We start from the raw sequence: 23,978 nt of genomic DNA on the forward strand, positions 1-23,978 counted from the left end.
GCCGCACGGATGCACCATGAACTCAGCCTGATCACCACCATCGCCGCCGCACTGGGCTTCGGCCTCCTGTTCGGCATGCTCGCCATACGCCTGAAACTGCCCGCGCTGGTCGGCTACCTCGCCGCCGGCGTCCTGATCGGCCCCGCCACACCTGGTTTCGTGGCCGATGTGCAGCTGGCTTCGCAATTGGCGGAGATCGGTGTGATGCTGCTGATGTTCGGCGTCGGCCTGCACTTCTCGCTCGGCGACCTGCTCGACGTGAAGAAGATCGCCCTGCCCGGCGCGCTGCTGCAGATCACGGTGGCGACCCTGATGGGCATGGGGCTGGCGCACTGGTGGGGCTGGGGACTGGGCGCCGGGCTCGTGTTCGGCCTGGCGCTGTCGGTGGCGAGTACCGTGGTGCTGCTGCGCGCCCTGGAAGCGCGCGGCGTGCTCGATTCCATGAACGGCCGCATCGCGGTCGGCTGGCTGGTGGTCGAGGACCTGGTCATGGTGCTGGTGCTGGTGATGCTGCCGGCCCTCGCGGGCCCGCTGGGCGGCAAGGGCGACGCCGGCGCCGAGTTGTGGCCGGCGCTGGGCAAGACCCTGCTGCAGGTGGGCGCCTTTGTCGCCTTCATGCTGATCGTCGGCCGCAAGGTCTTCCCCTGGTTTCTCTGGCGCGTGGCCAAGACCAATTCGCGCGAGCTGTTCACCCTGTCCGTGATCGCCGCGGCGGTCGGCATCGCCTATGGCTCCTCGCACCTGTTCGGCGTCTCGTTCGCGCTGGGCGCCTTTTTCGCGGGCATGGTGCTGCGCGAGTCGGAACTGAGCCACCGCGCCGCCGAAGAGTCGCTGCCGCTGCGCGACGCGTTCTCCGTGCTGTTCTTCGTCTCGGTCGGCATGCTGTTCGACCCGATGGTCGTAATCCAGTATCCGCTGCAGGTGCTGGCGGTGGTGGCGATCATCCTGTTCGGCAAATCGCTCGCGGCTTTCGTGCTGGTGATCGCACTGCGCTACCCGATCAACACGGCAATCACGGTCTCGGCTTCGCTAGCCCAGATCGGCGAGTTCTCCTTCATCCTGGTGGCGCTGGGCATGCAGCTCGAGCTGCTCCCGGCCCTGGGCCAAAACCTGGTCCTGGCCGGCGCCATCATCTCGATCGCCGTCAATCCGCTGATGTTCAGCCTCGGCGCGCCGTTGGAAAAATGGCTGAAATCGAAGCCTGAACTTGCGCGCAAGCTGGAGCGCCCGGCCGACCCGCTGGCCGAGCTGCCGATGGAAACGGCGCACGAAAAGCTCAGCGGCCAGGTGGTGCTGGTGGGATTCGGCCGCGTCGGCCGCCGCATCGCCGACGACCTGACGGCACGCGGCGTGCACTTCGTCGTGGCCGAACAGAATCGCGAAGCTGTCGAACAGCTGCGCGCACGCGGGATTCCGGCGGTGGCCGGCAATGCGGCGGAACCGGCAGTGCTGATCCAGGCGCACATCACGCACGCGGCGCTGCTCGTGATCGCCACGCCCGACACCTTCGAGGTGCGGCGCATGGTGGAAATCGCGCGCATGCTCAACCCGGCGGTCCAGGTCGTGGTGCGCAGCCATAACGAAGGCGAGGCGGACCTGCTGCGCCAGGAGACCGGCGGCAAGGTGTTCGTGGGCGAGCAGGAGCTGGCGGCCAGCATGACGCGGCATGTGCTGGAGACGCTCAAGCAAGGCGCCGCGGCGCATTAAGGTAGGGTGTTCGGCTTCGCCGAACGCGCGTTCAACCATCCGATGAATAGTCGCGTTCCATCCCTTCACATGGGATTTGAACGCGCGGCCGGCAGAGCGACGGGGCCGCCCAGGCCACCCTGCCTAAGCCCGGTCATGCCAGACAAAAAAAACCCGCCGGCTTGCGCACGGCGGGGCTAAGAACAGCAAGGAAAAATCGTATAACTCAGGCGGCGGCTTCTTCCACGCACAGCTTGAGGTTGGCGTGGCGGCCGTGCAGCTGCGCGTAGATCATCTCGCTGCGCTCTTCCAGCAGCGCGAACACCGCATCCTTCGACAGCACGTACTCGTCCATCAGGGTGTCCTTGAGCGACTCGATCACCAGCTTGTAGTCGCGGATCGCGTTCAGGGTGTAGCTGTACAGCTCATCGGCCTTCTCTTCCACCAGGCGCAGGGTCTGCTCGCCGCCGACTTCCTTCTGCAGCTGCGAGTAGTCGATCTTCGAGCGCGAGTACATCGACAGCTTGCTCACCATGAGGTTGAGCATCTTCGTGATCTTCTCGATGTCGTTCTGACTGCCCACCGAGATGCCGCGGGCGCCGTAGAACAGCTCTTCCGCCGCCACGCCGCCGTACAGGCCGACCACGTCGCGCTCCAGCTCTTCCAGGGTGCGCAGCGACATGTCCTCGCCCGACTGCAGCACATAGCCCAGGGCGCCGATCTTCGACACCGCCTCGGTGCTGATCTTCAGCAGGTGCGACTTTTCCTTCACCTCGGCCAGGCTCAGGCCCTGGCGCAGGTAGGGGTCGATCTGCATGAAGAAGTGACCCAGCTCGTGCAGGGCGATGCGCTCGCGCTGCTTGGTCTTCTCGGCCGTGGTCGCGCGGTCGGTCAGGCCGATGGTGGCGCGCTCGTAGGCACGGAACAGCAGGTTGGTGTTGATGATCGCCTTTTCCTGGATCGACAGCATCGACGCGCGCTCGACCACGGTTTCCAGCAGGGCCGGGCTCAGGTTCTGGGTGATTTCCGCCACCTGGTCCAGGTTGGTATCCTTCCAGTCCACCAGGCCATCCTTCTTGCGCGCCAGGAAGCTGCGCAGCAGTTCCTTGCGTTCCTGCTTGTTCGGCAGGCGGAAGTTGATCTTGACCGAGAAGCGGCGCAACATCGCTTCGTCCATCTCGGTGTTCGAATCGTCGAAGTTCGAGGCGACCACCCAGATCACGCCCTGGCCCTTGTCGCTTTTCACGCCGTCCAGCAGGCCCAGCAGGGTGTTGGCAGTGTCGTCTTCCCACTTCTTTTCGCTGCGGCCGCGCGGCATGAACAGGCTTTGCGCCTCGTCCAGGAAGATGATGCACTTGCCCTTGGCGCAAGCTTTCTTGTACAGGGCATTCAGCGCTTTCGAGCCGCCGCCGACGTAGCCCGATTCCAGGGCCGAGCCCGAGGCCGAGATCAGCGGCATGTCCAGGCGCTTGGCCAGGTAGCCGACCAGCTTGGTCTTGCCGGTGCCGGCGGGACCGGTCAGCATGACGTTGAAAGGCTTGTCGATATTGTGCGACTGGTATTCGTCGCGGTTGCGGATCATGTCTTCCAGGTGCAGGACTTCCTGCTTGATGTCTTCCATGCCGATCAGGTCGTCCATGCTGCCCTTGAGCTTGTCCGGGGTGATGATCGAGGCGCTGGCATTCATGCCCGGCAGACCGAATTTCAGCAGGTAGAGCACCAGCAGCACCAGGCCGATCTGCAGGCCATAGTTCTTGAAGAAGGTGCCGGTCTTGTCGAGGAAGCTCTCGCCCTCGTCCATGACGGCCTTGTGGCTGGACAGGTACTCGTCCTTGGCGATCGAATACGGAATCGCATTCTTCAGCAGCACTTCACGCTCGAGCGAGAGGTGCGAGGTGCTCGGCACCTTTACGACGTTGATCGCGTTCGCATCCTTGAATTTATAGACGTAGCGCGGCGACTCCGACAGCGGCTTGGCGATCAGGAGGTATTCGAGGCGCTCTTTTTTGGCGGCCAGCTGGGTGATCTCGGCGATGTTTTGCGAATGCACGACCGGGGTCGGGTCCTGGCTCACCGTCGATTTCCAGATTGCGACGGCTGCGATCACGCCGAGCAGCGCCGCCAGGGCGATGCGCACGTAAAAGCTCTTGAATGCATTCTTGAAAGCAACTTGCAATTGGGCGAAATTGGGCATGGTGATCTCTTGCTCAGTTTGGGACAGCGTTGCAACTTCTCGAAGGTGCCGTACCGCCATGGTCTCGCGGGGATCGGCTGCGGCGCACAGGGGCCGCTCTGAGTTCCAAACGTGTTCGTTTGGTATTGTTTTGATGCCCGAAGGCAATAGGGATATGGAGACTATACCCGCAAAAAAAACCAAGGTATATACCGTGCGACGAAAAAAATGCCGATTACTCCGATAGTGAAAATAACGATAACGGTTTTAATTGTCAGGCTGTCAGCAGAAATTATCGAACTGGTAAAACAAAATGTATTTCTTATATAAATGACATTACAAAGCAGCTCGCGAGTTGCAATAATGTCAGTCAGGCGCGAGGCTATTTTGCGACAGTGAAAGAATGGTTTGCGTGAGCTCAACAGTATGCATCTTTGCGCATCCTGTTGACATCTTTGCGCAACTCAACCGTTCAATTGAGCGCGACAATTTGCGCGGTTTTGATATGCTGATTCAAACAATGGGTAAGGTCCCATCCTCCCATATGGGGTCGCCTGGGGCCATGAGCATTCACAGCAAGAGGAACGGCCATGAAAAGATATGTAGTGGGAGCGGCGCTCGCAATCTGCCTCGGCAGTCCGGCGCAAGCTGCCCTGATCGACCTTCATTCCGGCACGCAGCCCGCCGCCCAGCAACCGGTCCGCAACCTGTCCGTGACCCAGCGCCAGGACATCGTCTCGCCGCCAAGCCACATGTCCGAACTGCCCGAGCCGGAAGTGTTCGCCATGATGCTGCTCGGCCTGGTCCTGATCGGCTACCGCGCCAGCCGCGACAGCAGCGAGAAGTTCAAGTAATCAGTCTTTCGTAGCGGCCGGGCGCCCTGCCCGGCTCGAGGCATCAAGGCAGGAAAGCGCGCCATTTCCTTGCCTGCGGATTCATGCACCAGCCTGGCGCCCCCCCACCTCAGCCTTCGGCGCACATCGCGTGCAGTTTCATCAAGGTATTCCAGTTGCGGGACGTCGTGCCGTCTCCCAGTTGCTTGCCCAGGGCCGCCGCCGGGGCGCTATCGAGGATGCCGTCCGGGCACCAGACATAGGCGGCGCGCTCGCCCAGCGCCAGTTGCTCGCAGCCCCAGTCCTGCTCCGCCAGCGCCGCCAGCCGCTCGCGCTGCACAGGGTCGCCCAGCAGGAAGACCATCAGGCGCGCGTGGTTGTCCGCCACGCCGAGCAAGGGATTGGCTGTGACGATGGCGGCCAGCTCCTCGCGGTCCAGCACGAAGACACGCGCCGCCACGCCCAGCCTGAGCACCAGGGCTTCCTCGATCGCGGCGGCAGCCTCGGGCGCGCTTACCCCCTGCGCCCGGAACACCACGTTGCCGCTGTTGAGCAGGCTGCGCACCTCCGTGTAGCCCAGCTCCTCCACCAGCAGGCGCAGGTCGGCCATGGCGACACGTTTGGCGCGTCCGACATTGATTCCTCGCAGAAGTGCTACGTAACGTTGGCTCATGGCACGATGGTATCCGAGGCGAAAGGGATGTGGCGCTCAGCCCGGGCAGGCGTGCGCAGCGCGGCCTGTGCGGCCGTTGGATTGCAATCGTACAACATTTCGAGTGAGACTTTGCGGGAACGCCACATCCATCCAGAAGAGCCTTCGCGGCGCATCCTGGAGTGTTAAGATCGGCAGACTTACGCACAAGAAACTACGCGGGGAAAACATGAGCGATACCTATGAAATGACGCCGCTGGCCCACCTCTATCCGGGGATGGTGCTGGCCGACGCCCTGATGGACGAGCACGGCCACGTCCTGCTGGCGGCGGGTGCGACCCTGAACGAGACGGCGATCCAGTCGCTCGCGCGGCATGGCGTCGGCGCCGTACCCATCCTGCGCGCCGTCCCCTTGGCGCCTCCCGTCGAGGCCGAGATCCAGGCCCGGCTCGATCACCTGTTCCGCCGCAACGACCGCGAAGACCTCGGCGACTGGGCCACCGGCCTGCTACGCCGCTACGTCGAGGATTACCGCCTCGAGCGCGAGGTGGCGCCATGAACGTCCCGGCTTCCCCGAGCATGGCACTGTCGATCGAGGAACTGATCGGCGGCGTCGAAGACCTGCCCTCGCTGCCGGACGTCGTGATGGAACTGCTGGGCAGCATCGAGCAGGAAGACAGCGACATTGCCGTGCTGGCGAAAAAGGTCGCGAGCGATCCGGCCCTGATGGCCAAGACCCTGCGCCTGGCCAATTCCTCGGCCTATGGGCTGCAGGTGAAGGCGACCACGATCCAGCAGGCCATGACCTTCCTGGGCTTCCAGACCATGCGCCAGCTGATCACGGCTGCCGCCCTGACCGGCTGCTTTCCGGCGGGACGCTGCCCCGGTTTCAATGACCGTGCTTTCTGGCGCCACTCGATCGCCACCGCCGCCTGCGCGCGGGTGCTGGCGCGGCGCGTGCGCTTCAATCCGGACTACGCCTTCACGGCCGGCCTGCTGCACGGCATCGGCCGCCTGGTGCTGGTGACCCGTTTCCCGGAGCGCTACCAGGCCGTGCTCTCGCTGCGCGACAAGCGCGACTGCGAACTGGCGGAAGCGGAGCGCGCCCTGCTGGGCATCGACCACGTCGACGCCGGCGTGGCGCTGGCCGAGCACTGGCAGTTTTCAGGCACGATGCGCCAGGCGATCGCCTTCTACCGCATGCCGGAAGCGCCGGGTGCGGGTTTTCTCGCGACCATCGTGCATGTGGCAAGTGCGGTCGTGCATGCGCTGGATCTGGCAGGCAATCGGGACGAGTTGGTGCCGCGCGTATCGGCGGTGGCCTGGACGGCCCTGGGCATGTCGGAAGAAGCGTGGCTGCAGGCCTTCCACGAGACGGAGCTGCAGGTCGAGGAGATCGCGGCCATCCTGATGGCCTGAAAAAAGAACGGCCGACTGAACGGCCCGGATGACGTGCTGGCCAAGGCTGGCCTAAAAAGACGCATGGTGCGTCTTATATATGTGATACCGCTGCGGCACCGCCCTTCAGGGCGCGGCGCCGCAGCCCGCTGGTACCGAAGGCATGACAGGCGCGGCCGTCATGCCCACGGCGTCAGTGAGCATAATTGCCGGACGAGGACGACTGGTTCTCGTTGGTCGATTGCTGTTGCTGTTGCTGCGGTTGCTGCTGGGCGGCTGCCGCTGCGGCCTGGGCTGCCTGGGCTGCCTTCTCTTCTGGCTTCGGGCGGCCTTGTGCATCGGACAGGCGGTATTTGGTACGGCGGTCGCCCATCAGGTCGCGCAGGTCACGGATGCTCATGCCGGTCACTTCGTGCATGCGGATCAGCAGCGAGGCGCCGACCGGCAGGCGGTGGTGGCGGATCTTGCTGATGACTGGCGGCGCCACTTCGAGCATGCGCGACAGCGCGGCATCGTTCTTCAGCTGCATCTTGCCGAGCAGGATGTCCAGCAGATGGTTGGGGTTGTAGCTTTCTTGCGAAGACAAAGCATGATGTTGTTGTGCCATGATGTTTACCTCTTAAGTTGGTTAAAATAGTTCCCTTACGAACTTTTGTTAAAAGCCACTCTTCAACGAAAGTTCCCGGCTACCTCGAGGACATTAAACAGGTAGAACCTGAAAATCTCCTTAAAGAAACGTACCGGACCGCATGCCCCCGCGTACTTCCTCCCACATGCGCACTTGTCTTTCAAACAAATTATCAGGCTCATACGCCCTCAGTACACCCGAGCTACGCATGTGACTCATTGTCAGAAATCAAGCTATCGTGTGGAAAGCTTGTCACATAGGCATTTCAGCACATGGGGATTATTTGTGGCGCACGCAAGAGATTTCTGCAATAAATTTTCCTAATAAGAAGTTGATCGGAACCTATTGATTTACAAGAAGAAAGAGTTTGCTGTCGACATACTCACCGATATTGCCCTGCTGTTCGGTTAGCGAACTCACATTTAACAATCTGAGCAGTACAACAACTACTTTAGGTTAAGAAACTTATCGTTCCCAGAGGCATAGAAAATGGGAGCGCACGGGCCGACTTCCGGCCTATGGAGTGATTTACGATAAACTGGATGCCGGCATTGCCAGGGCGTCCGCCCTTCCTTTCAACACAGCTTTCCATGCAGAAAAAAGTATTCATCAAGACCTTCGGCTGCCAGATGAACGAGTACGACTCGGACAAGATGGCCGACCTGCTCGGCTCCACCGACGGCCTGGTCCGCACCGATTCGCCCGAAGACGCCGACGTCATCCTGCTGAACACCTGCTCCGTGCGCGAAAAGGCGCAAGAGAAAGTGTTTTCCGACCTGGGCCGCTTCAAGGCGCTCAAACGCGACAAGCCGGACCTGGTGATCGGCGTGGGCGGCTGCGTGGCGTCCCAGGAAGGACAGGCCATCGTCAGGCGCGCGCCGCACGTGGACGTGGTGTTCGGCCCCCAGACCCTGCACCGCCTGCCCCAAATGATCCGCGAGCGCCGCCATACCGGTGCCGCCCAGGTCGACATCAGCTTCCCGGAAATCGAAAAGTTCGACCACCTGCCTCCCGCCAAGGTCGAGGGGCCGGTCGCCTATGTCTCGATCATGGAAGGCTGCAGCAAGTATTGCAGCTACTGCGTGGTGCCCTATACCCGTGGCGAGGAAGTCTCGCGTCCCTTCGAGGACGTGCTGACCGAGTGCGCCGGCCTGGCCGCCCAGGGCGTGAAGGAAATCATGCTGCTGGGCCAGAACGTGAACGCCTACCGCGGCGCCATGGAGAGCGGCGACATTGCCGACTTCGCGCTGCTGCTAGAATACGTCGCCGACATTCCCGGCGTGGAGCGCCTGCGCTACGTCACCAGCCACCCGAAGGAATTCACCCAGCGCCTGATCGACGCCTACGCGAAGATCCCGCAGCTGGTCAACCACATCTACCTGCCGGTGCAGCACGGCGCCGACCGCGTGCTCGGCGCGATGAAGCGCGGCTACACGGCGCTGGAATACAAGTCCATCATCCGCCGCATCCGCGCGGTGCGCCCTTCGATGACGTTCTCGTCCGACTTCATCGTCGGCTTCCCCGGCGAAACCGATGCCGACTTCGAGGCCATGATGAAGCTGGTGGAAGACGTCGGCTTCGACAACAGCTTCAGCTTCATCTTCAGCAAGCGCCCCGGCACCCCGGCCGCCAACCTCGAGGACGACACCCCGCACGAGGTGAAACTTGCGCGCCTGCAGCGCCTGCAGGCCTCGATCGACGCGAATACGCGCAAATATAGTGCTGCGATGGTCGGCAGCGTGCAGCGCGTGCTGGTCGAAGGACCGGCCAAGAAGGATCCGGCGCAGCTGCAGGGCCGTACCGAAAACAACCGCGTGGTGCTCTTTGGCGCCAGCGAGATGGCCAGCCTGGTCGGCCAGCTGGTCGACGTGCGCATCACCGCCAGCCACGATTATTTCCTACGCGGCGAACTCGTCGCCAACCTCGACACGATTGCAAAAGCCAGTTGAAAAACACACCCCAACAGCCTTCGTACTTCATCCCTGAGCCGCTCGACAACACGCGGCTCGCCCACCTGTGCGGTCCACTGGACGAGAACCTGCGCCAGATCTCGGCCGCACTCGACGTCACCATCTTCCGGCGCGGCGAGAAGTTCATCGTCAGCGGCAGCAATGCCAAGCGCGCCGTCGAACTGCTCGAACGTTTCTATGCGGTGGCCAACAAGGTCGTGCCGATCGAGGAAGTGCAGCTGGCCCTGGTGGAGCAGCGCTCCGGCCTGAAGCCGCGCGCACCTGGCGAGGAAGCGCTTGACGCCCTTGCCGCGAAGGAAGTGAAGGACGCCGCCGAGGACAGCGAGGAAGGGGAAGCGTCCGAGCTGGTCAGCCCCACCCTCAAGACCCGCCGCACCGACCTGCGCGGCCGCACCGTACACCAGATCCAGTACCTGAAGTCCGCGCTCGAGCACGACATCAGCTTCGGCATCGGCCCGGCCGGCACCGGCAAGACCTACCTGGCCGTGGCCTGCGCAGTGGACGCGCTGGAGCGCGACGCCGTCAAGCGCATCATCCTGACCCGCCCGGCCGTGGAAGCGGGCGAGCGCCTCGGCTTCCTGCCCGGTGACCTGAACCAGAAGGTCGACCCCTACCTGCGCCCGCTGTACGACGCGCTGTACGACCTGCTGGGTTTCGACCGCACCCAGAAGCTGTTCGAGAAGCAGGTGATCGAGATCGCGCCGCTGGCCTATATGCGCGGCCGCACCTTGAACCACGCTTTCGTGATCCTGGACGAAGCCCAGAACACGACGGTCGAGCAGATGAAGATGTTCCTGACCCGCATCGGCTTCGGCAGCAAGGCCGTGATCACCGGCGACGTGACCCAGGTCGACCTGCACAAGACCCAGCGTTCGGGCCTGGTCGACGCCATGCACGTGCTGAAGAACGTGCGCGGCATCGGCTTCACCCAGTTCTCCAGCGTCGACGTGGTGCGCCATCCGCTGGTGGCGCGCATCATCGATGCCTACGAAACCCATTCCTCGGTCGAGGAACTGGCCGCCCTACCCAAACCCACACCCGTTAAAAATGCAAGAAAAAAAACATAAGCTCGATCTCGACGTCCAGTACGCCGACACCCGCCTGGAACAGGAGATCACGGAAGCCATGCTGCAGCGCTGGGTGGAAGCCGCCCTGCTGGGCCCGGCCGAACTGGCGATCCGCTTCGTCGATGCCGAGGAAGGCCAGGCCCTGAACCGCCAGTACCGCGGCAAGGACTACGCCACCAACGTGCTGACCTTCGCCTACAACGAGGGCGAGGAACTCGGTGACGACGACCCGACCCAGGCCGACATCATCCTGTGCACCGACGTCCTGATGCGCGAGGCCGAGGAGCAGAAGAAGACCGTCGAGGAGCACGCGGCCCACCTGGTGGTGCACGGCGTGCTGCACGCCCAGGGCTACGACCACGAGCACGACGAAGAGGCCGAGGAAATGGAGCAGTTCGAGCGCGACATCATGGAAGTGCTGGGCTATCCGGATCCGTATTCGGAATAGTTTCCGTAGGGTGGACGGGGTCATTCCGGGCAATGCCCGGAATGACGAACGTCCGCGCGTTCAAACCGTGCCTCCGATGAGATTCGCGTCAAGGCACCATCTCGTTGAGCGCGCGGACGGCGGAGCCGGCTAGGCGCCCCCGTCCACCCTGCAACCCTATTCCCGATAGTAACTGCATGCAAAATTGGGGCATCTGCCCTTTTCGTGTATCCTATACCCATCGCAACAACGGCTTCACGCCAACTATGCCCGAGTATCCCAGTGACGTCCGATCGGACGCCAAACCCCACCGGTCGCTGTTCGAACGGCTGACCGCACTGATTTCCCCTGAGCCTGAAAACCGCGCGGAACTTCTCGAAGTCCTGCACGAAGCCCACGAACGCAACCTGATCGACGCCGACGCACTCTCGATGATCGAGGGCGTGTTCCAGGTCTCCGACCTGTCCGTGCGCGACATCATGGTGCCGCGCTCGCAAATGGACGTGATCGACATCTCCAAGCCCATCGAGGACTGGCTGCCGATCGTGCTGGAGACGCAACACTCCCGTTTCCCCGCCATCGAGGGCGAGCGCGACAAGGTGGTCGGCATCCTGCTGGCGAAGGACCTGCTGCGCTACTACGCCGAGGAATCCTTCGACGTGCGCAAGATGCTGCGCCCGGCGATCTTCATCCCGGAGTCGAAGCGCCTGAACGTGCTGCTGCGCGACTTCCGCGCCAACCACAACCACATGGCCATCGTCGTCGACGAGTACAGCGGCGTGGCCGGCCTGATCACCATCGAGGACGTGCTCGAGCAGATCGTCGGCGACATCGAGGACGAGTACGACTTCGACGAGGAAGAAGACAACGTCCTGTCGATCAAGGAAGGCCAGCTGGGCCCGCGCTGGCGCGTCAAGGCGCTCACCGAAATCGAGCAGTTCAACGAAGAAGTCGGCGTCGACCTGCCCGAAGACGATGCCGACACCATCGGCGGCCTGGTGGCCAGCCACCTCGGCCGCATGCCGCACAAGGGCGAGGTCTTCGACCTCGAGAACCTGCGCTTCGAGGTGCTGCGCGCCGATGCCCGCCAGATCCACGTGCTGCTGGTCGAGAAGCTGCCCGAGCTCGAGTCCGACCACGACTGATGCTGCGCCGCCGTACCGAAGCCAAGACCGCTCCTGACCCAGCAGCCAACAGCACCAGGCCTTCCCCGAAGAGTCTGGTGATGATGGCGCTCGCGGGCGCCGCCTCGCTTCTGTCCTTCGAGCCCTTCGGCTGGTGGCCGGTGCAGTTCCTCGCGCTGGCTTATTTCTTCTACCAGGTCGGCATGGGGACGCAAGCGAAGCGCGGCGTCTGGCTCGGCTGGGCCTTCGGCTTCGGCTGGTCGGTGGCCGGCATGCACTGGCTCTACATCGCCGTCACCCGCTTCGGCGGCCTGCCGGCCATCCTGGGCGCGATCGCGATCGCCCTGCTCGGCCTCTATATGGGCCTGTTCGGCGCCTTCGCCGGCGGCGTCGCCAGCTGGCTGCGCCGCAAGTGGTCGCTGCCGGTCGCCGCCTTCGTGCTGCTGGTGCTGCCCGCGGCGTGGGGCGTGTCGGAATGGATGCGCGGCTGGGTCTTCACCGGCTTCCCCTGGGCCGCCTCGGGCTATGCGCACAATGTGTCGCCGCTCGGCGGCTACGCGCCCATCCTCGGCGTCTACGGCGTCGGCGTGCTGGCGGCCCTGTGCTCGGGCTGCATCGTGATGCTGACCCAGCGCGCGCGCTGGCCGGCCCTCAGTCTGTTCGCGGCCGTGATGATGGGCGGCTTCACGCTCAAGTTCATCGACTGGACCCAGGAAGTCGGCCAGCCCGTCACGGTGCGCCTGCTGCAGGGCGACGTGCGCCAGGACCAGAAATTCGACATGGCCTACCTGGTCGAGATCATTGGCCGTTATCAGGGCCTGATCACGGCAAGCCCGGCCGACCTGATCGCCACGCCGGAGACGGCGATTCCCGTCACGCCGCAGCAGCTGCCGCCCGAGTACCTGGCCGGCCTGCAGCGCTTCGCCGCCGAGACCCGCAGCCACCTGATGATCGGCATCCCGATGCGCGACAGCGAGACCCGCTACGCCAACAGCGTGATCGCCCTTGGCCCGGACACGGCGCCCTACCGCTACGACAAATTCCACCTCGTGCCCTTCGGCGAATTCATCCCGCCGGGCTTCCGCTGGTTCACCGACCTGATGAGCATCCCGCTCGGCGACCAGACCCGCGGCCAGCCGCTGCAGGCGCCCTTCCCCGTGAAGGACCAGCTGGTGCTGCCGAATATCTGCTACGAGGATGCCTTCGGCGAGGAGATCGCGGCCCAGCTGCGCAATGCGCCGCGTCCCGCGACCCTGCTGCTGAACGTGTCGAACCTGGCCTGGTATGGCGAATCGGTGGCGATTCCGCAGCACCTGCAGATCTCGCAGATGCGCGCCATCGAAACCGGCCGCCCGATGCTGCGCTCGACGAACAACGGCGCGACGGCCGTGATCGACGGACGAGGCAAGATCACCCACGCCCTGCCTTTCTATGGACGCGGCGTGCTCGAGGCGACCGTGCGTGGCACAGAGGGCTTTACTCCCTATGTCCGCTTCGGTAACCATGCCTTCCTGCTGCTCGGCGGTCTGATGCTGCTCTGCGCCTGGTTCGCCGGCCGCCAGTACCGTCACCGGGTTTCGTAGGGTGGGCAATGCGTTCAACCATCGGACGCGTCGCCACAGTGCATCCGTGAGTTGAACGCGTGGGCGGAGGACCGCCCACCCTACAAATTCATACTGATGAGTCGAATCGCTCCCCAGCCCCCCGCCAAAATTCAGTAGAATTGGTCATTTGGCAAATTTACCGCGACCGCGGCACAAACCCCGCGGCGCCCACGACATGCTCACATTCCAACAAATCATCCTCACCCTGCAGAACTACTGGGACAAGCAGGGTTGCGCCCTGCTGCAGCCCTACGACATGGAAGTCGGCGCGGGTACCTTCCACACCGGCACCTTCCTGCGTGCGATCGGCCCGGAACCGTGGCGCGCCGCCTATGTGCAGCCTTCGCGCCGCCCGAAGGATGGCCGCTACGGCGAGAACCCGAACCGCCTGCAGCACTACTACCAGTACCAGGTGGTCCTCAAGCCCGCGCCCGAGAACATCCTCGACCTCTACCTCGGTTCGCTGGAAGCCCTGGGCCTGGACCTGAAGAAGAACGACGTGCGCTTCGTGGAAGACGACTGGGAAAGCCCGACCCTGGGCGCCTGGGGCCTGGGCTGGGAAGTCTGGCTCAACGGCATGGAAGTCACCCAGTTCACCTACTTCCAGCAGGTCGGCGGCCTCGATTGCAAGCCGGTGCTGGGCGAGATCACCTACGGCATCGAGCGCCTGGCCATGTACCTGCAGGGCGTCGAGAACGTCTACGACCTGGTCTGGACCGAGTGGGAAGAAAACGGTGTCAGGAAGACGCTGTCGTATGGCGACGTGTTCCACCAGAACGAGGTCGAGCAGTCGACCTACAACTTCGAGCACGCCAATACCGAACTGCTGTTCCAGGCCTTCTCGAACCACGAGGCGGAAGCCAAGCGCCTGGTCGAGCTGCAGCTGACCTTGCCCGCCTACGAGCAGATCATGAAGGCCTCGCACAGCTTCAACATGCTGGACGCGCGCGGCGCCATCTCCGTGACCGAGCGCGCTGCCTACATCGGCCGCGTGCGCACCCTGTCGCGCCTCGTGGCGCAGGCCTATTACGACTCGCGCGAGAAGCTTGGCTTCCCGATGCTTCCTGGCGCCGACAAGGCAGCAGCTTGAACAAAGAACAGAATATGAACCAGACTCTCCTCGTCGAAATCCAGACCGAAGAACTGCCGCCGAAAGCCCTCGTCAAGCTGGGCGCCGCTTTCGCGAACGGCATCGCCAATGGCCTGAAGGCGCGCGACTTTTTGGAAGGCGACAGCGTCGCCACCGCCCACGCCACCCCGCGCCGCCTGGCCGTCACCATCACCAATGTGCGCGGCACCTCGCCCGACAAGACCATCCGCGAAAAGGTCCTGCCGGTGTCGGTCGCGCTGGACAAGGAAGGCAACCCGTCGGCGCCGCTGGCCAAGAAGCTGGCGGCCCTCGGCTTCCCCGACCTGCAAATCAGCGACCTCGAACGCGCCCAGGACGGCAAGGCCGAATCCTTCTTCTACACCTACACCGCGAGCGGCAGCGCGCTGGCCGGCGCCCTGCAGGACGTGCTGGCCGAGACGGTCGCCAAGCTGCCGATCCCGAAGGTCATGAGCTACCAGCGCCCGGATGGCGCCACGGTGCAGTTCGTGCGCCCGGTGCATCTCCTGATCGCCCTGCACGGCGAGCAGGTGCTGCCGCTCACCTTGCTGGGTCTCGCGGCCGGCCGCCAGACCATGGGCCACCGCTTCCTGTCGCACGGCGGCGAGATCACCGTGCCGCACGCGGACAACTACGCCGCCGTGCTGGAATCCGAAGGCAAGGTGCTGTCCTCCGCCGAAGCGCGCAAGGAAAGCATCCGCACCCAGCTGCTCGCCAAAGCCGGCGGCGACCAGGTCCTGATGCCCGAGTCCCTGCTCGATGAAGTGGCCGCGCTGGTCGAATGGCCGGTCGTCTACGAGTGCCGCTTCGAGGACGAATTCCTCTCGGTGCCGCAGGAATGCCTGATCCTGACCATGCAGACGAACCAGAAGTACTTCGCGCTGACGGATAGCGCGGGCAAGCTGCGTTCGCGCTTCCTGATCGTGTCGAACATCGCGACCGATGATCCGACCGCCATCGTCGGCGGCAACGAGCGCGTGGTGCGCCCGCGCCTGTCGGACGCCAAGTTCTTCTTCGAGCAGGACAAGAAGAAGACCCTGGAATCGCGCCTGCCGCAGCTCTCGAACGTCGTCTACCACAACAAGCTGGGCACCCAGGCCGAGCGCAGCGAGCGCGTGACGAAGCTGGCCACCAGCATCGCCACGCGCCTCGTCTTCGACGTGGCGCTCGCCGAGCGCGGCGCGCGCCTCTCGAAGGCCGACCTGCTGACCGACATGGTGGGCGAGTTCCCCGAGCTGCAGGGCATCATGGGCACCTATTACGCCCGCCACGACGGCGAGCACGAGGAAGTGGCCAAGGCCGCCTCCGAGCACTACCAGCCGCGTTTCGCCGGCGACGCCCTGCCGTCGACGAATACCGGCCTGGCCGTCGCGCTGGCCGACAAGCTGGAAACCCTGGTCGGCATCTGGGCCATCGGCCTGCAGCCGACCGGCGAGAAGGATCCGTTCGCGCTGCGCCGCCACGCCCTGGGCGTGATGCGCATGCTGGTCGAGAAGCGCCTGCCGCTGTCCCTCTCGGAACTGCTGGGCGATGCCGTGGCTGTCTTCGCAGGCCAGGCCGCATTCAAGGATCCGACCGGCGAAGTGAAGGACTTCATGCTGGACCGCCTGCGCGGCATGCTGCGCGAGCGCGGTTTCTCGCCGAACGAAGTCGAGGCCGTGCTGGCCCAGAATCCGGACCGCGTCGACGACGTCGTCCAGCGCCTGGAAGCGGTGCAGGCCTTTGCCGCCCTGCCGGAATCGAGCTCGCTCGCCGCCGCCAACAAGCGCATCACCAACATCCTCAAGAAGAACGAGGATGCGATGCCGGCGGATGCCTCGATCAGGCAGGAGCTGCTGGTCGAAGCGGCCGAGAAGGCGCTGGCTGCCCGCATGCAGCAGCTCGAAGGTGACGTCGACAGCGCCTTCGCCGGCAGCGATTTCACCGGCGCCCTGAAGACTCTGGCGCTGATGAAGGATGAAGTCGACGCCTTCTTCAACGACGTGATGGTGATGGCCGACGATATCGCCCTGCGCAACAACCGCCTGGCGCTGCTGTCGAAACTGCACCGCATGATGAACCGCGTCGCCGACATCTCGAAACTCGCAGCCTAAGTTGTAAAGGTAGTGCCATGAAACTCATCATCCTCGACCGGGATGGGGTCATCAACCACGATTCGCCGGACTTCATCAAGTCGCCGGCGGAGTGGATTCCCATCCCCGGCTCGCTGGAAGCGATCGCCCGCCTGAACCAGGCGGGCTACCGGGTCGTCATCGCCTCGAACCAGTCGGGCATCGCGCGCGAACTGTTCGACATGACGACCCTGAACGCGATCCACCAGAAACTGCACGCCAGCGCCCAGCTGGTGGGCGCCGACATCGACGCCATCTTCTTCTGCCCGCACGCGGCGATCGACAACTGCGACTGCCGCAAGCCCAAGGCCGGCATGTTCGAGGAGATCAGCAAGCGCTTCAAGGTGAGCCTGAAGGGCGTACCGACGGTCGGCGACTCGCTGCGCGACCTGCAGGCCGGGTTCAAGATGGGCTGCGTGCCCTACCTGGTCCTGACCGGCAAAGGGGAAAAAACGCAACAGACCGGTGGCCTGCCGCCCGGCACCCAGGTTTTCCCCGACCTCGCTTCGATGGTACAGTCCTTCCTGAAGGCCGCGACACAGCGGCCCGAATAAGCAAGACATAACAAGCTACCTGCGTCCAAACCAGAAATTCGTCCGGAGCCCCTTTGCACACCCTCAGTCTGTTCCTGCGTTCCCTGCTCTTCACGGTCATCATGATCGTCGCCACCGTGGTCTGGGCCTGCGTCTGCTTCCTGGCCGCGCCCCTGCCCTACAACAAGCGCTTCTGGGTGACCTCGCGCTGGAACGTCTTCATGATCTGGTGTGCGAAGGTCATCTGCGGGATCCGCTACGAGTTCAAGGGCTATGAGAACCTGCCGGACGCGCCGGCCATCGTCCTGTCGAAGCACCAGTCGGCCTGGGAGACCATCTTCCTGCTGCCGAACCTCACCCGCCCGCTGGTCTTCGTCTTCAAGAAGGAGATCCTCTACATCCCCTTCTTCGGTTGGGCGATGGGCCTCTTGCGCATGATTCCGATCGACCGCAAGCAGGGCAAGAACGCGTTCTCGCACGTGGTCCGCCACGGCAAGCGCCGCCTGGCCGATGGCCAGTGGATCATCATGTTCCCGGAAGGGACCCGCATCCCCGTCGGCCAGAAGGGCAAGTACAAGAGCGGCGGCACGCGCCTGGCTGTCGAAACCCAAAGCGTGGTCGTGCCGATCGCGCATAATTCAGGCGAATGCTGGCCGAAGAATTCCTTCATCAAGCGCCCCGGCCTGGTGACGGTCTCGATCGGCAAGCCGATTTCGCCAGCAGGTCACACTCCCGACAGCATGATGCAAGAGGTCGAAAATTGGATAGAATCGGAAATGCGCGTCATTTCGCCCCACGCTTACAGAGGTGGCTGAGCGACGTCAGCGCCCAGATCAGGAATTCAAGACCGCAGCACGATATGACTTCTTCCAGGATCGACGGGCATCAGCTGGAACTGTTCGCACAGGACTTCTTCGCGGCGCTCAAGCCCTCGGATAAGCCGGCGGCGCCGTCGCAGCCCCTCTTCAAGGCGCCGCCTCCGGCGCCTCGCAACCTCCTCCCTTCTCCGCCAGTCGCCGAAGGCGATCCGCCTCTCAAGCGCATCCTGCTCGGCGCCTATACCGTCGATTACGCCCTGCGCCGCTCCTCGCGCCGCTCGATCGGCTTCATGATCGACGACGACGGCCTGCGCGTGACCGCTCCGCGCCGCTGCGCCCAAGCGGACATCGACAACGCGATCCGCGCCAAGCAGCGCTGGATCCTCGGCAAGCTGCTCGAACGCGGCGAGCGCCGCGCCCAGCGACTCGAACGTCCGCCAATCGAATGGAAGGACGGCGCCCGCCTGCCCTACCTGGGCGGCGAGATCACCCTGCGCCTGGAAGAAGCATCGCGCAGCCACTGCCAGTTCGATGCGCCCAATGGCGAACTGTGGATCGGCGTGGTGCCGGGCCTGTCGGAATGGCAGCTCAAGGAGCGCGTCAAGCTGTGGTTCCAGGCCGAGGCCAGGAAGCTGTTCAAGGAGCGTCTTGACCACTATGCGCCGCTGTTGGGCGTGAGCTACCAGGCTTTCGCGCTGTCCTCGGCGGGAACGCGCTGGGGTTCCTGCACGGTGGAAGGGAATATCCGCCTGAACTGGCGCCTGGTGCACTATCCGCCCGCGCTGGTGGACTACGTCGTGGCCCACGAGCTGGCGCACCTGCGCGAGATGAACCACAGCCCGGCGTTCTGGGCGGCGGTGGGTGAGGTGTATCCGGATTACGACGGTGCGCGCCTGGCGCTGCGCACGCGCTCGCACGAGATGCCGGTCTTATTCCCCGATTAATACGAATTGCCATGATCCGTAGGGTGGGCGGGTCCCGCCCACGCGTTCAACTCACGGACGAATCGTCGCTCCCGGATTAATCCCGGGCTGGTTGAACGCGTGGGCGGAGGACCGCGGGGCCGCCCAGGCCCACCCTACAACAATGCGTCTCTTCTGGCGGCGGCAAGCTGCTTCATTGCGCCCATCTGGGCATCCGACAGGGCGCGATACGGGATCGGCAGGGTGCCGCGCTTCAGGATCATCATGAAGCCGCGCGTGTAGCTGCGCACGGCGGTCACGTCTTCCCAGCCGATCAGGGTCACGCCGCCGCTGGTGCGCACGATGCCATGCTGGTCGATGGTGAATTCGTAGGTGCGGCGGCCGCGGCCGAGCAGGACGAAGTGCGTGGCCGCGCCGAGGGTGCTCTTGAGGCGAAGGTAGAGGCTGGCCGGGAAGCGGATGCGGCGGCGGCGGATCAGGTAGCCGCCGTGCTGCCACATGAAGCTGATGTATTCGCCCAGGGTGTAGCGCACGAAGAAGTGCAGTTCGGACAGGGGAACCGGTGCGGCGGCCGCGAGCGGCGGTTCCGCCGGGGCAGTCCCGACCGGCACGTGCAGCACCTTGTCGTCGTCCTGCTGTTGCACCAGCACGGCGACGGGCTTGTTGCTGTTGACCGGTCTCGGGTGATTAAACGACAACATTGCGCATCCCCTGTATTTATCCGAGCTCCAAGAGAGAATGGTAGCAAATCTCAGCGAATCAGCTGTCGCAGGAGTTCAACAGTGCGCAGGGTCGCGCCGCGGTGACGGCCGGCGAAGGCCAGCGCATGAGCACCCATGCTGCTGCGCGCCGCGTCGTCGTCCAGCAGGCGCACGGCAGCGGCCATGAGCGCGTCGGCATCGGGCACGCGCAGCGCGGCGCCATCGCCCACCGCTTCCTCGGTCGCGTCGGCGAAGTTGAAGGTATGCTCGCCCACCAGCACCGGTTTGCCGAGGGCGCAGGCTTCGATCAGGTTCTGGCCGCCCAGCGGCATCAGGCTGCCGCCGATGAAGGCGCAGTCGCAGGCGGCGTAGTAGGCGAACATCTCGCCCATCGAGTCGCCCAGCAGCACGTCGACCTTGCCCAGGCCGGACTCCAGGCGCGAGCGGCGTTGCAGCGTCAGGCCGCGCGACGTGACCAGCTTTTCCACTTCGTCGAAACGCTGCGGATGGCGCGGCACGATGACGAGCAGCGCGCCTTGCGGCTTGGCGTCCACGCGCTGCCAGGCATCGAGGATCAAGGCTTCCTCGCCCTCGCGCGTGCTGGCGCAAAGAAAAGTGGGGCGACCGGCCGCCTGGGCGCGCAGCCAGGCGCCCTTCTCGAGCGCGGCAGCCGGCGGCACCACGTCGAACTTGATGCTGCCCGTGACCGCCACCTTCGGCGCGCCGAGCGAGCGGATGCGTTCGGCATCAAGCCCGGTCTGAGCGGCCACCAGCGGGATCGCGGACGCCGCATCCAGCATCAGGGCGCCCATCTTCCGCCCACGGCGCAGCGAGCGCTCCGACAGGCGCGCATTCACCAGCGCCACCGGCACATTTGCGCGCGCGCAGCCGGCGATCAGGTTGGGCCAGACCTCGGTCTCCATCAGGATGCACACGCGCGGCCGGAAGCGCTTCAAGAAGCGTCCGACCATCAAGCCGGTGTCGTAAGGCAGGTAGGACTGGACCACGCGCTCGCCATGGTGGCCGAACAGCGACTTGCCGGTGGCGCGGCCGGTCGGGGTCATGTGGGTGAGCAGGATGCGGCTGTCGGGGTATTCCTTCAGCAGCGCTTCGACCAGCGGCTCGGCCGCGCGGGTTTCGCCGACCGAGACCGCGTGCACCCACAGGGTCAGGCGGTTCGACGCTACAGCGTCCGGAAAGCCGAGGCGTTCGGCCCAGTGGGCGCGGTAGCCGGGCTCCTTGCGCCCGCGCCACCACAGCCTGGCCAGCACCAGCGGCAGGGCCAGGTACCAAGCCAGCGAATACAGCAGACGGCTCACGCGCGCCCCAGGAGGCTGCGCGCCGCGGCGATGACCTCCTCGGCCGAGGGCGGGCTTTTCATGTCGCCGAGGTTAACGATCCGATCCGACCAGTTGCCCTCGGTCTTCCACTTCGGCGAATCGGCATAGATCTCGACGGTGGGGCGGACAAAGGCGGCGGCGATGTGGGTCAGGCCCGTGTCGACGCCGACCGCCAGGCGCGCATGCTGGGCCACGGACACCGCATCCATCATCGACAGTCTGGGCAGCACGCGTGCGTTCGGCAACTGGGCCGCCAGCGATTCCGCCTCGCCCTGCTCCTGCGGCGAGCCCCAGGGCAGCAGCACCGGCATCGGCGCCAGCGCCTGGCCGAGCGCGATCCAGTTCTCGCGCGACCACTTCTTGGCATCGCGCGCGGTGCCGTGGAAGAACACGGCATAGTCCTCAGGCGGCAGGAAGGATGGCCGCGTCGACGCCTGCGGCGCCGGCAGCCCGAAGTCGGGCGGCTGGTCGACCGCATAGCCCAGCGCCACGCCGGCCACCAGCCGGCCGCGCGCCACCGCGTGGGTGCGCGGGCTCAGGGGAATGCTGTTGGTGTGGAAGATGCGCGAAATGCCCTCGTAGCCCGAGCCTTCGCTGCCGTTGGCCAGGCCCACCTTGCGCCCGCCCTTGCGGGTGCGCGCCGCGCCCATGATGATGCCGGTCTTGAGCAGGCCCTGGGTGTCGAACACGACGTCGTATTCTTCCTCGCGCAGGGTCTTGAAGAAGGCCTTGATCTCGGCCCGCGTTTCCGCCTTGCCGAGGCTCTTGCGCCAGCGGCGCAGGGCCCAGGGGATGATCTTCCGTACGTGCGGGTTCAGGCGCACCAGGCTCGTATAGCCCTCTTCCACCACCCAGTCGATGGTGGCGCCCGGATGGTGGCGCAGGATGTCGGCCACCATCGGCAGGTTGTGCAGCACGTCGCCCAGCGACGACACGCGCACCAGCAGGATCTTCAAATGCGCGTCCTCAGAATGGCAGTTCGGCGTCCGGCTTGGCGGCCAGGATCACCTGCTTGAATTCGCCCTGGATGCGCGCCAGCGCCTCCGGATTCTCGCCTTCGAAGCGCAGCACCACGACCGGGGTCGTGTTCGAGGAACGCGCCAGGCCGAAACCGTCCGGGTATTCCACGCGCAGGCCGTCGATCGGGTTGATCTTTTCGGAGGTGGGGAAGGTCGCATTGGCGCGCAGGCTGTCGATCAGGGCGAAGTTCTCGCCCTCCTTCAGGTGCAGGTGCAGTTCCGGAGTGCTCGACGCGATCGGCAGGCTGTTCAGCAGCTTCGACGGATCGGCTTCTTTCGTCAGGATCTCGAGCATGCGCGCGCCGGCGTACAGGCCGTCGTCGAAGCCGTACCAGCGGTCCTTGAAGAAGATGTGGCCGCTCATCTCGCCGCCCAGCGGCGAACCGGTTTCCTTCAGCTTGGCTTTCACCAGCGAGTGGCCGGTCTTCCACATCAGCGGACGGCCGCCGGCCTTCTCGATCCAGGGTGCGAGGTGGCGGGTGCACTTGACGTCGTAGAGGATCTCGGCGCCCGGGTTGCGCGACAGGACGTCGCTGGCGAACAGCATCATCTGGCGGTCCGGGAAGATGATCTGGCCATCCTTGGTGACGATGCCGAGGCGGTCGCCGTCGCCATCAAAAGCGAGGCCGATCTCGGCGTCGGTGTCCTGCAGCGCCTTGATGAGGTCCTGCAGGTTTTCCGGGTGGGCCGGGTCCGGGTGGTGGTTCGGGAAGTGGCCGTCGACTTCGCAGAACAGCTCGACCACCTCGCAGCCCATGCCGCGGAACAAAGCGGGGGCGAAGGCGCCGGCCACGCCGTTGCCGCAGTCGACCGCGATCTTGATCGGGCGGGCGATCTTGACGTCGCCAACGATGCGCTCGAGGTAGGCGGCGCGGATATCGTGGGTGCCGTATTCGCCGCGTTTGTCGGCGACCTTGCCGTCGTAGGCGGCGATGCTGTCGTGCAGGGCGGTGATCGCGTCGCCATAGATCGCCTCGCCCGCCATCACCATTTTGAAGCCGTTGTAGTCCGGCGGATTGTGGCTGACGGTGACCATGATGCCCGAGCGGGTGTCCAGCACATTGGTGGCGAAATAAACCATCGGGGTGGCGACCATGCCCAGGTCGATGACGTCGACGCCCGCGTCGCGCAGGCCTTCGCCCAGGGCGGCAGTGAGGCCGGGACCCGACAGGCGGCCGTCGCGGCCGATCACGACTTTCTTCTCTCCCTTCGCCAGGGCGGCGGCGCCGAATGCGCGGCCGATGTGGCGGGCAATGCCCTCGTCGAGCGTCTTGTCGATGACGCCGCGGATGTCATAGGCCTTGAAGATCGTTTTGGAGAGAGCAACCATGGTTTCCTTGGAAAGCTGGGGCGCGAACAGGCACGACGGCCCGGACGACAAGGCGTCTGCGCAAATTATGAGAATAACAACTTAGAGGAATGACAAAATGATCGCTATTGTAGCGGCAAGCGGCGTCCCATGGGAATTGGACGGGACCGCGTGCGGGGCGGTTCAGGCGCTTGGCAAGCGCCCGAACGCGGGTGCGGCTGGAGACGGAATCAGACGCGCAGCTTGTCGAGCGACTTGCCGCCTTCGACCCATTCCTTGACCCACTTCGGCTGGCGGCCGCGGCCGGTCCACTGCTGCGAAGCATTGTCCGGGTGGCGATAACGCACCGCAACCGTATTGCCCTTGGACGAGCTGCTGCGGCCACCGGTGGCCAGCAGGTCCTTGAGGGGCACGCCAACGCTCTGTGCGATCGCCAGGATTTGTTCGCGCGCTTTTTGCACTTCCTGGACTTCGCGCTTCTTCATCTCCTGCTTGATTTGTTCCTGCAGGTTGCGCAAATCACCTACGGACATATTGGACAGATCCATCTTCGT

Annotated in this window: 22 protein-coding genes; 14 read left to right on the top strand and 8 right to left on the bottom strand. The window is 64.4% G+C overall.

All coding sequences use genetic code 11. The features are described from left to right. The first annotated feature begins 9 nt into the window (after positions 1-9). A complete protein-coding gene (ybaL, locus tag ACQ7JA_RS07670; protein ID WP_430896240.1) occupies positions 10-1,707 on the top strand; it encodes a YbaL family putative K(+) efflux transporter in 1,698 nt (565 codons plus the stop codon). A 205-nt stretch (positions 1,708-1,912) separates the two neighbouring features. Here ybaL and ACQ7JA_RS07675 read toward each other — a convergent pair whose 3' ends face one another. Then, the gene (locus ACQ7JA_RS07675) at positions 1,913-3,880 is read right to left on the bottom strand and encodes an AAA family ATPase (protein ID WP_430896241.1); all 1,968 of its coding nucleotides are present in this window, start codon (positions 3,878-3,880) and stop codon (positions 1,913-1,915) included. Between the two features lie 569 nt (positions 3,881-4,449). Between ACQ7JA_RS07675 and ACQ7JA_RS07680 the strand changes: the two genes are divergently transcribed. Beyond that, positions 4,450-4,713, top strand: a complete 264-nt coding sequence (locus ACQ7JA_RS07680) for a hypothetical protein (protein WP_430896242.1) — start codon at positions 4,450-4,452, stop codon at positions 4,711-4,713. A 109-nt stretch (positions 4,714-4,822) separates the two neighbouring features. Here the strand turns inward: ACQ7JA_RS07680 and ACQ7JA_RS07685 are convergent, their stop codons facing one another. Continuing rightward, positions 4,823-5,365 (bottom strand): DUF1697 domain-containing protein, encoded by a 543-nt coding sequence (locus ACQ7JA_RS07685; protein WP_430896244.1) that lies wholly within the window; start codon positions 5,363-5,365, stop codon positions 4,823-4,825. 208 nt (positions 5,366-5,573) lie between these two features. Between ACQ7JA_RS07685 and ACQ7JA_RS07690 the strand changes: the two genes are divergently transcribed. Both ACQ7JA_RS07690 and ACQ7JA_RS07695 read left to right on the top strand, forming a co-directional pair. Then, complete coding sequence (locus ACQ7JA_RS07690; RefSeq protein ID WP_430896245.1) at positions 5,574-5,903, top strand: hypothetical protein; 330 nt, start codon at positions 5,574-5,576, stop codon at positions 5,901-5,903. Further along, positions 5,900-6,763 carry an HDOD domain-containing protein gene (locus tag ACQ7JA_RS07695; protein WP_430896247.1) on the top strand — a complete coding sequence of 288 codons (864 nt, stop codon included), beginning with the start codon at positions 5,900-5,902 and terminating at the stop codon, positions 6,761-6,763. The genes ACQ7JA_RS07690 and ACQ7JA_RS07695 overlap by 4 nt, the downstream gene beginning before the upstream one ends. A 172-nt stretch (positions 6,764-6,935) precedes the next feature. Here the strand turns inward: ACQ7JA_RS07695 and ACQ7JA_RS07700 are convergent, their stop codons facing one another. Further along, a complete protein-coding gene (locus tag ACQ7JA_RS07700) occupies positions 6,936-7,349 on the bottom strand; it encodes a hypothetical protein (protein WP_430896248.1) in 414 nt (137 codons plus the stop codon). Positions 7,350-7,960: 611 nt separating this feature from the next. On the opposite strand from ACQ7JA_RS07700, the gene miaB reads away from it, so the two are divergent. The 10 genes from miaB (at position 7,961) to ACQ7JA_RS07750 (ending at position 19,076) form a co-directional block, all read left to right on the top strand. Further along, positions 7,961-9,319, top strand: a complete 1,359-nt coding sequence (gene miaB, locus ACQ7JA_RS07705; RefSeq protein WP_430896250.1) for a tRNA (N6-isopentenyl adenosine(37)-C2)-methylthiotransferase MiaB — start codon at positions 7,961-7,963, stop codon at positions 9,317-9,319. Then, the gene (locus ACQ7JA_RS07710; protein WP_430896252.1) at positions 9,316-10,407 is read left to right on the top strand and encodes a PhoH family protein; all 1,092 of its coding nucleotides are present in this window, start codon (positions 9,316-9,318) and stop codon (positions 10,405-10,407) included. The genes miaB and ACQ7JA_RS07710 overlap by 4 nt, the downstream gene beginning before the upstream one ends. Continuing rightward, complete coding sequence (ybeY, locus tag ACQ7JA_RS07715) at positions 10,388-10,855, top strand: rRNA maturation RNase YbeY (protein ID WP_430896253.1); 468 nt, start codon at positions 10,388-10,390, stop codon at positions 10,853-10,855. Before ACQ7JA_RS07710 ends, ybeY begins: the two co-directional genes overlap by 20 nt. Before the next feature lie 245 nt (positions 10,856-11,100). Next, positions 11,101-11,979, top strand: a complete 879-nt coding sequence (locus tag ACQ7JA_RS07720; RefSeq protein ID WP_430896255.1) for an HlyC/CorC family transporter — start codon at positions 11,101-11,103, stop codon at positions 11,977-11,979. After that, positions 11,979-13,541 (top strand): apolipoprotein N-acyltransferase, encoded by a 1,563-nt coding sequence (gene lnt / locus ACQ7JA_RS07725; RefSeq protein ID WP_430896257.1) that lies wholly within the window; start codon positions 11,979-11,981, stop codon positions 13,539-13,541. Before ACQ7JA_RS07720 ends, lnt begins: the two co-directional genes overlap by 1 nt. A gap of 196 nt (positions 13,542-13,737) precedes the next feature. Continuing rightward, complete coding sequence (gene glyQ, locus ACQ7JA_RS07730) at positions 13,738-14,652, top strand: glycine--tRNA ligase subunit alpha (protein ID WP_430896258.1); 915 nt, start codon at positions 13,738-13,740, stop codon at positions 14,650-14,652. A gap of 14 nt (positions 14,653-14,666) precedes the next feature. Next, positions 14,667-16,763, top strand: a complete 2,097-nt coding sequence (glyS, locus tag ACQ7JA_RS07735) for a glycine--tRNA ligase subunit beta (protein ID WP_430896259.1) — start codon at positions 14,667-14,669, stop codon at positions 16,761-16,763. A 17-nt stretch (positions 16,764-16,780) separates the two neighbouring features. Next, positions 16,781-17,335, top strand: a complete 555-nt coding sequence (gene gmhB, locus ACQ7JA_RS07740) for a D-glycero-beta-D-manno-heptose 1,7-bisphosphate 7-phosphatase (protein WP_430896261.1) — start codon at positions 16,781-16,783, stop codon at positions 17,333-17,335. A 53-nt stretch (positions 17,336-17,388) separates the two neighbouring features. Further along, positions 17,389-18,129 (top strand): lysophospholipid acyltransferase family protein, encoded by a 741-nt coding sequence (locus ACQ7JA_RS07745; RefSeq protein WP_430896264.1) that lies wholly within the window; start codon positions 17,389-17,391, stop codon positions 18,127-18,129. Between the two features lie 44 nt (positions 18,130-18,173). Next, positions 18,174-19,076 (top strand): M48 family metallopeptidase, encoded by a 903-nt coding sequence (locus ACQ7JA_RS07750; RefSeq protein ID WP_430896266.1) that lies wholly within the window; start codon positions 18,174-18,176, stop codon positions 19,074-19,076. 134 nt (positions 19,077-19,210) lie between these two features. Here the strand turns inward: ACQ7JA_RS07750 and ACQ7JA_RS07755 are convergent, their stop codons facing one another. The 5 genes from ACQ7JA_RS07755 to ACQ7JA_RS07775 all read right to left on the bottom strand — a co-directional run bounded on the left by ACQ7JA_RS07755 (position 19,211) and on the right by ACQ7JA_RS07775 (position 23,972). Beyond that, entirely contained in the window at positions 19,211-19,756 is a 546-nt protein-coding gene (locus ACQ7JA_RS07755) for a YcxB family protein (protein WP_430896269.1), read from the bottom strand. Between the two features lie 50 nt (positions 19,757-19,806). Further along, a complete protein-coding gene (waaA, locus tag ACQ7JA_RS07760) occupies positions 19,807-21,075 on the bottom strand; it encodes a lipid IV(A) 3-deoxy-D-manno-octulosonic acid transferase (RefSeq protein ID WP_430896272.1) in 1,269 nt (422 codons plus the stop codon). Further along, entirely contained in the window at positions 21,072-22,052 is a 981-nt protein-coding gene (gene waaC, locus ACQ7JA_RS07765) for a lipopolysaccharide heptosyltransferase I (protein ID WP_430896275.1), read from the bottom strand. The genes waaA and waaC overlap by 4 nt, the downstream gene beginning before the upstream one ends. Before the next feature lie 10 nt (positions 22,053-22,062). Then, positions 22,063-23,445 (bottom strand): phosphomannomutase/phosphoglucomutase, encoded by a 1,383-nt coding sequence (locus tag ACQ7JA_RS07770; protein ID WP_430896278.1) that lies wholly within the window; start codon positions 23,443-23,445, stop codon positions 22,063-22,065. Positions 23,446-23,654: 209 nt separating this feature from the next. Continuing rightward, on the bottom strand, positions 23,655-23,972 hold the full coding sequence (locus ACQ7JA_RS07775; protein ID WP_430896281.1) for an H-NS family nucleoid-associated regulatory protein: 318 nt from the start codon (positions 23,970-23,972) through the stop codon (positions 23,655-23,657). Positions 23,973-23,978: the final 6 nt, after the last annotated feature.

It is taken from the genome of Massilia sp. BKSP1R2A-1, from assembly GCF_050586525.1.
Classification (GTDB): Bacteria; Pseudomonadota; Gammaproteobacteria; order Burkholderiales; family Burkholderiaceae_D; genus Telluria.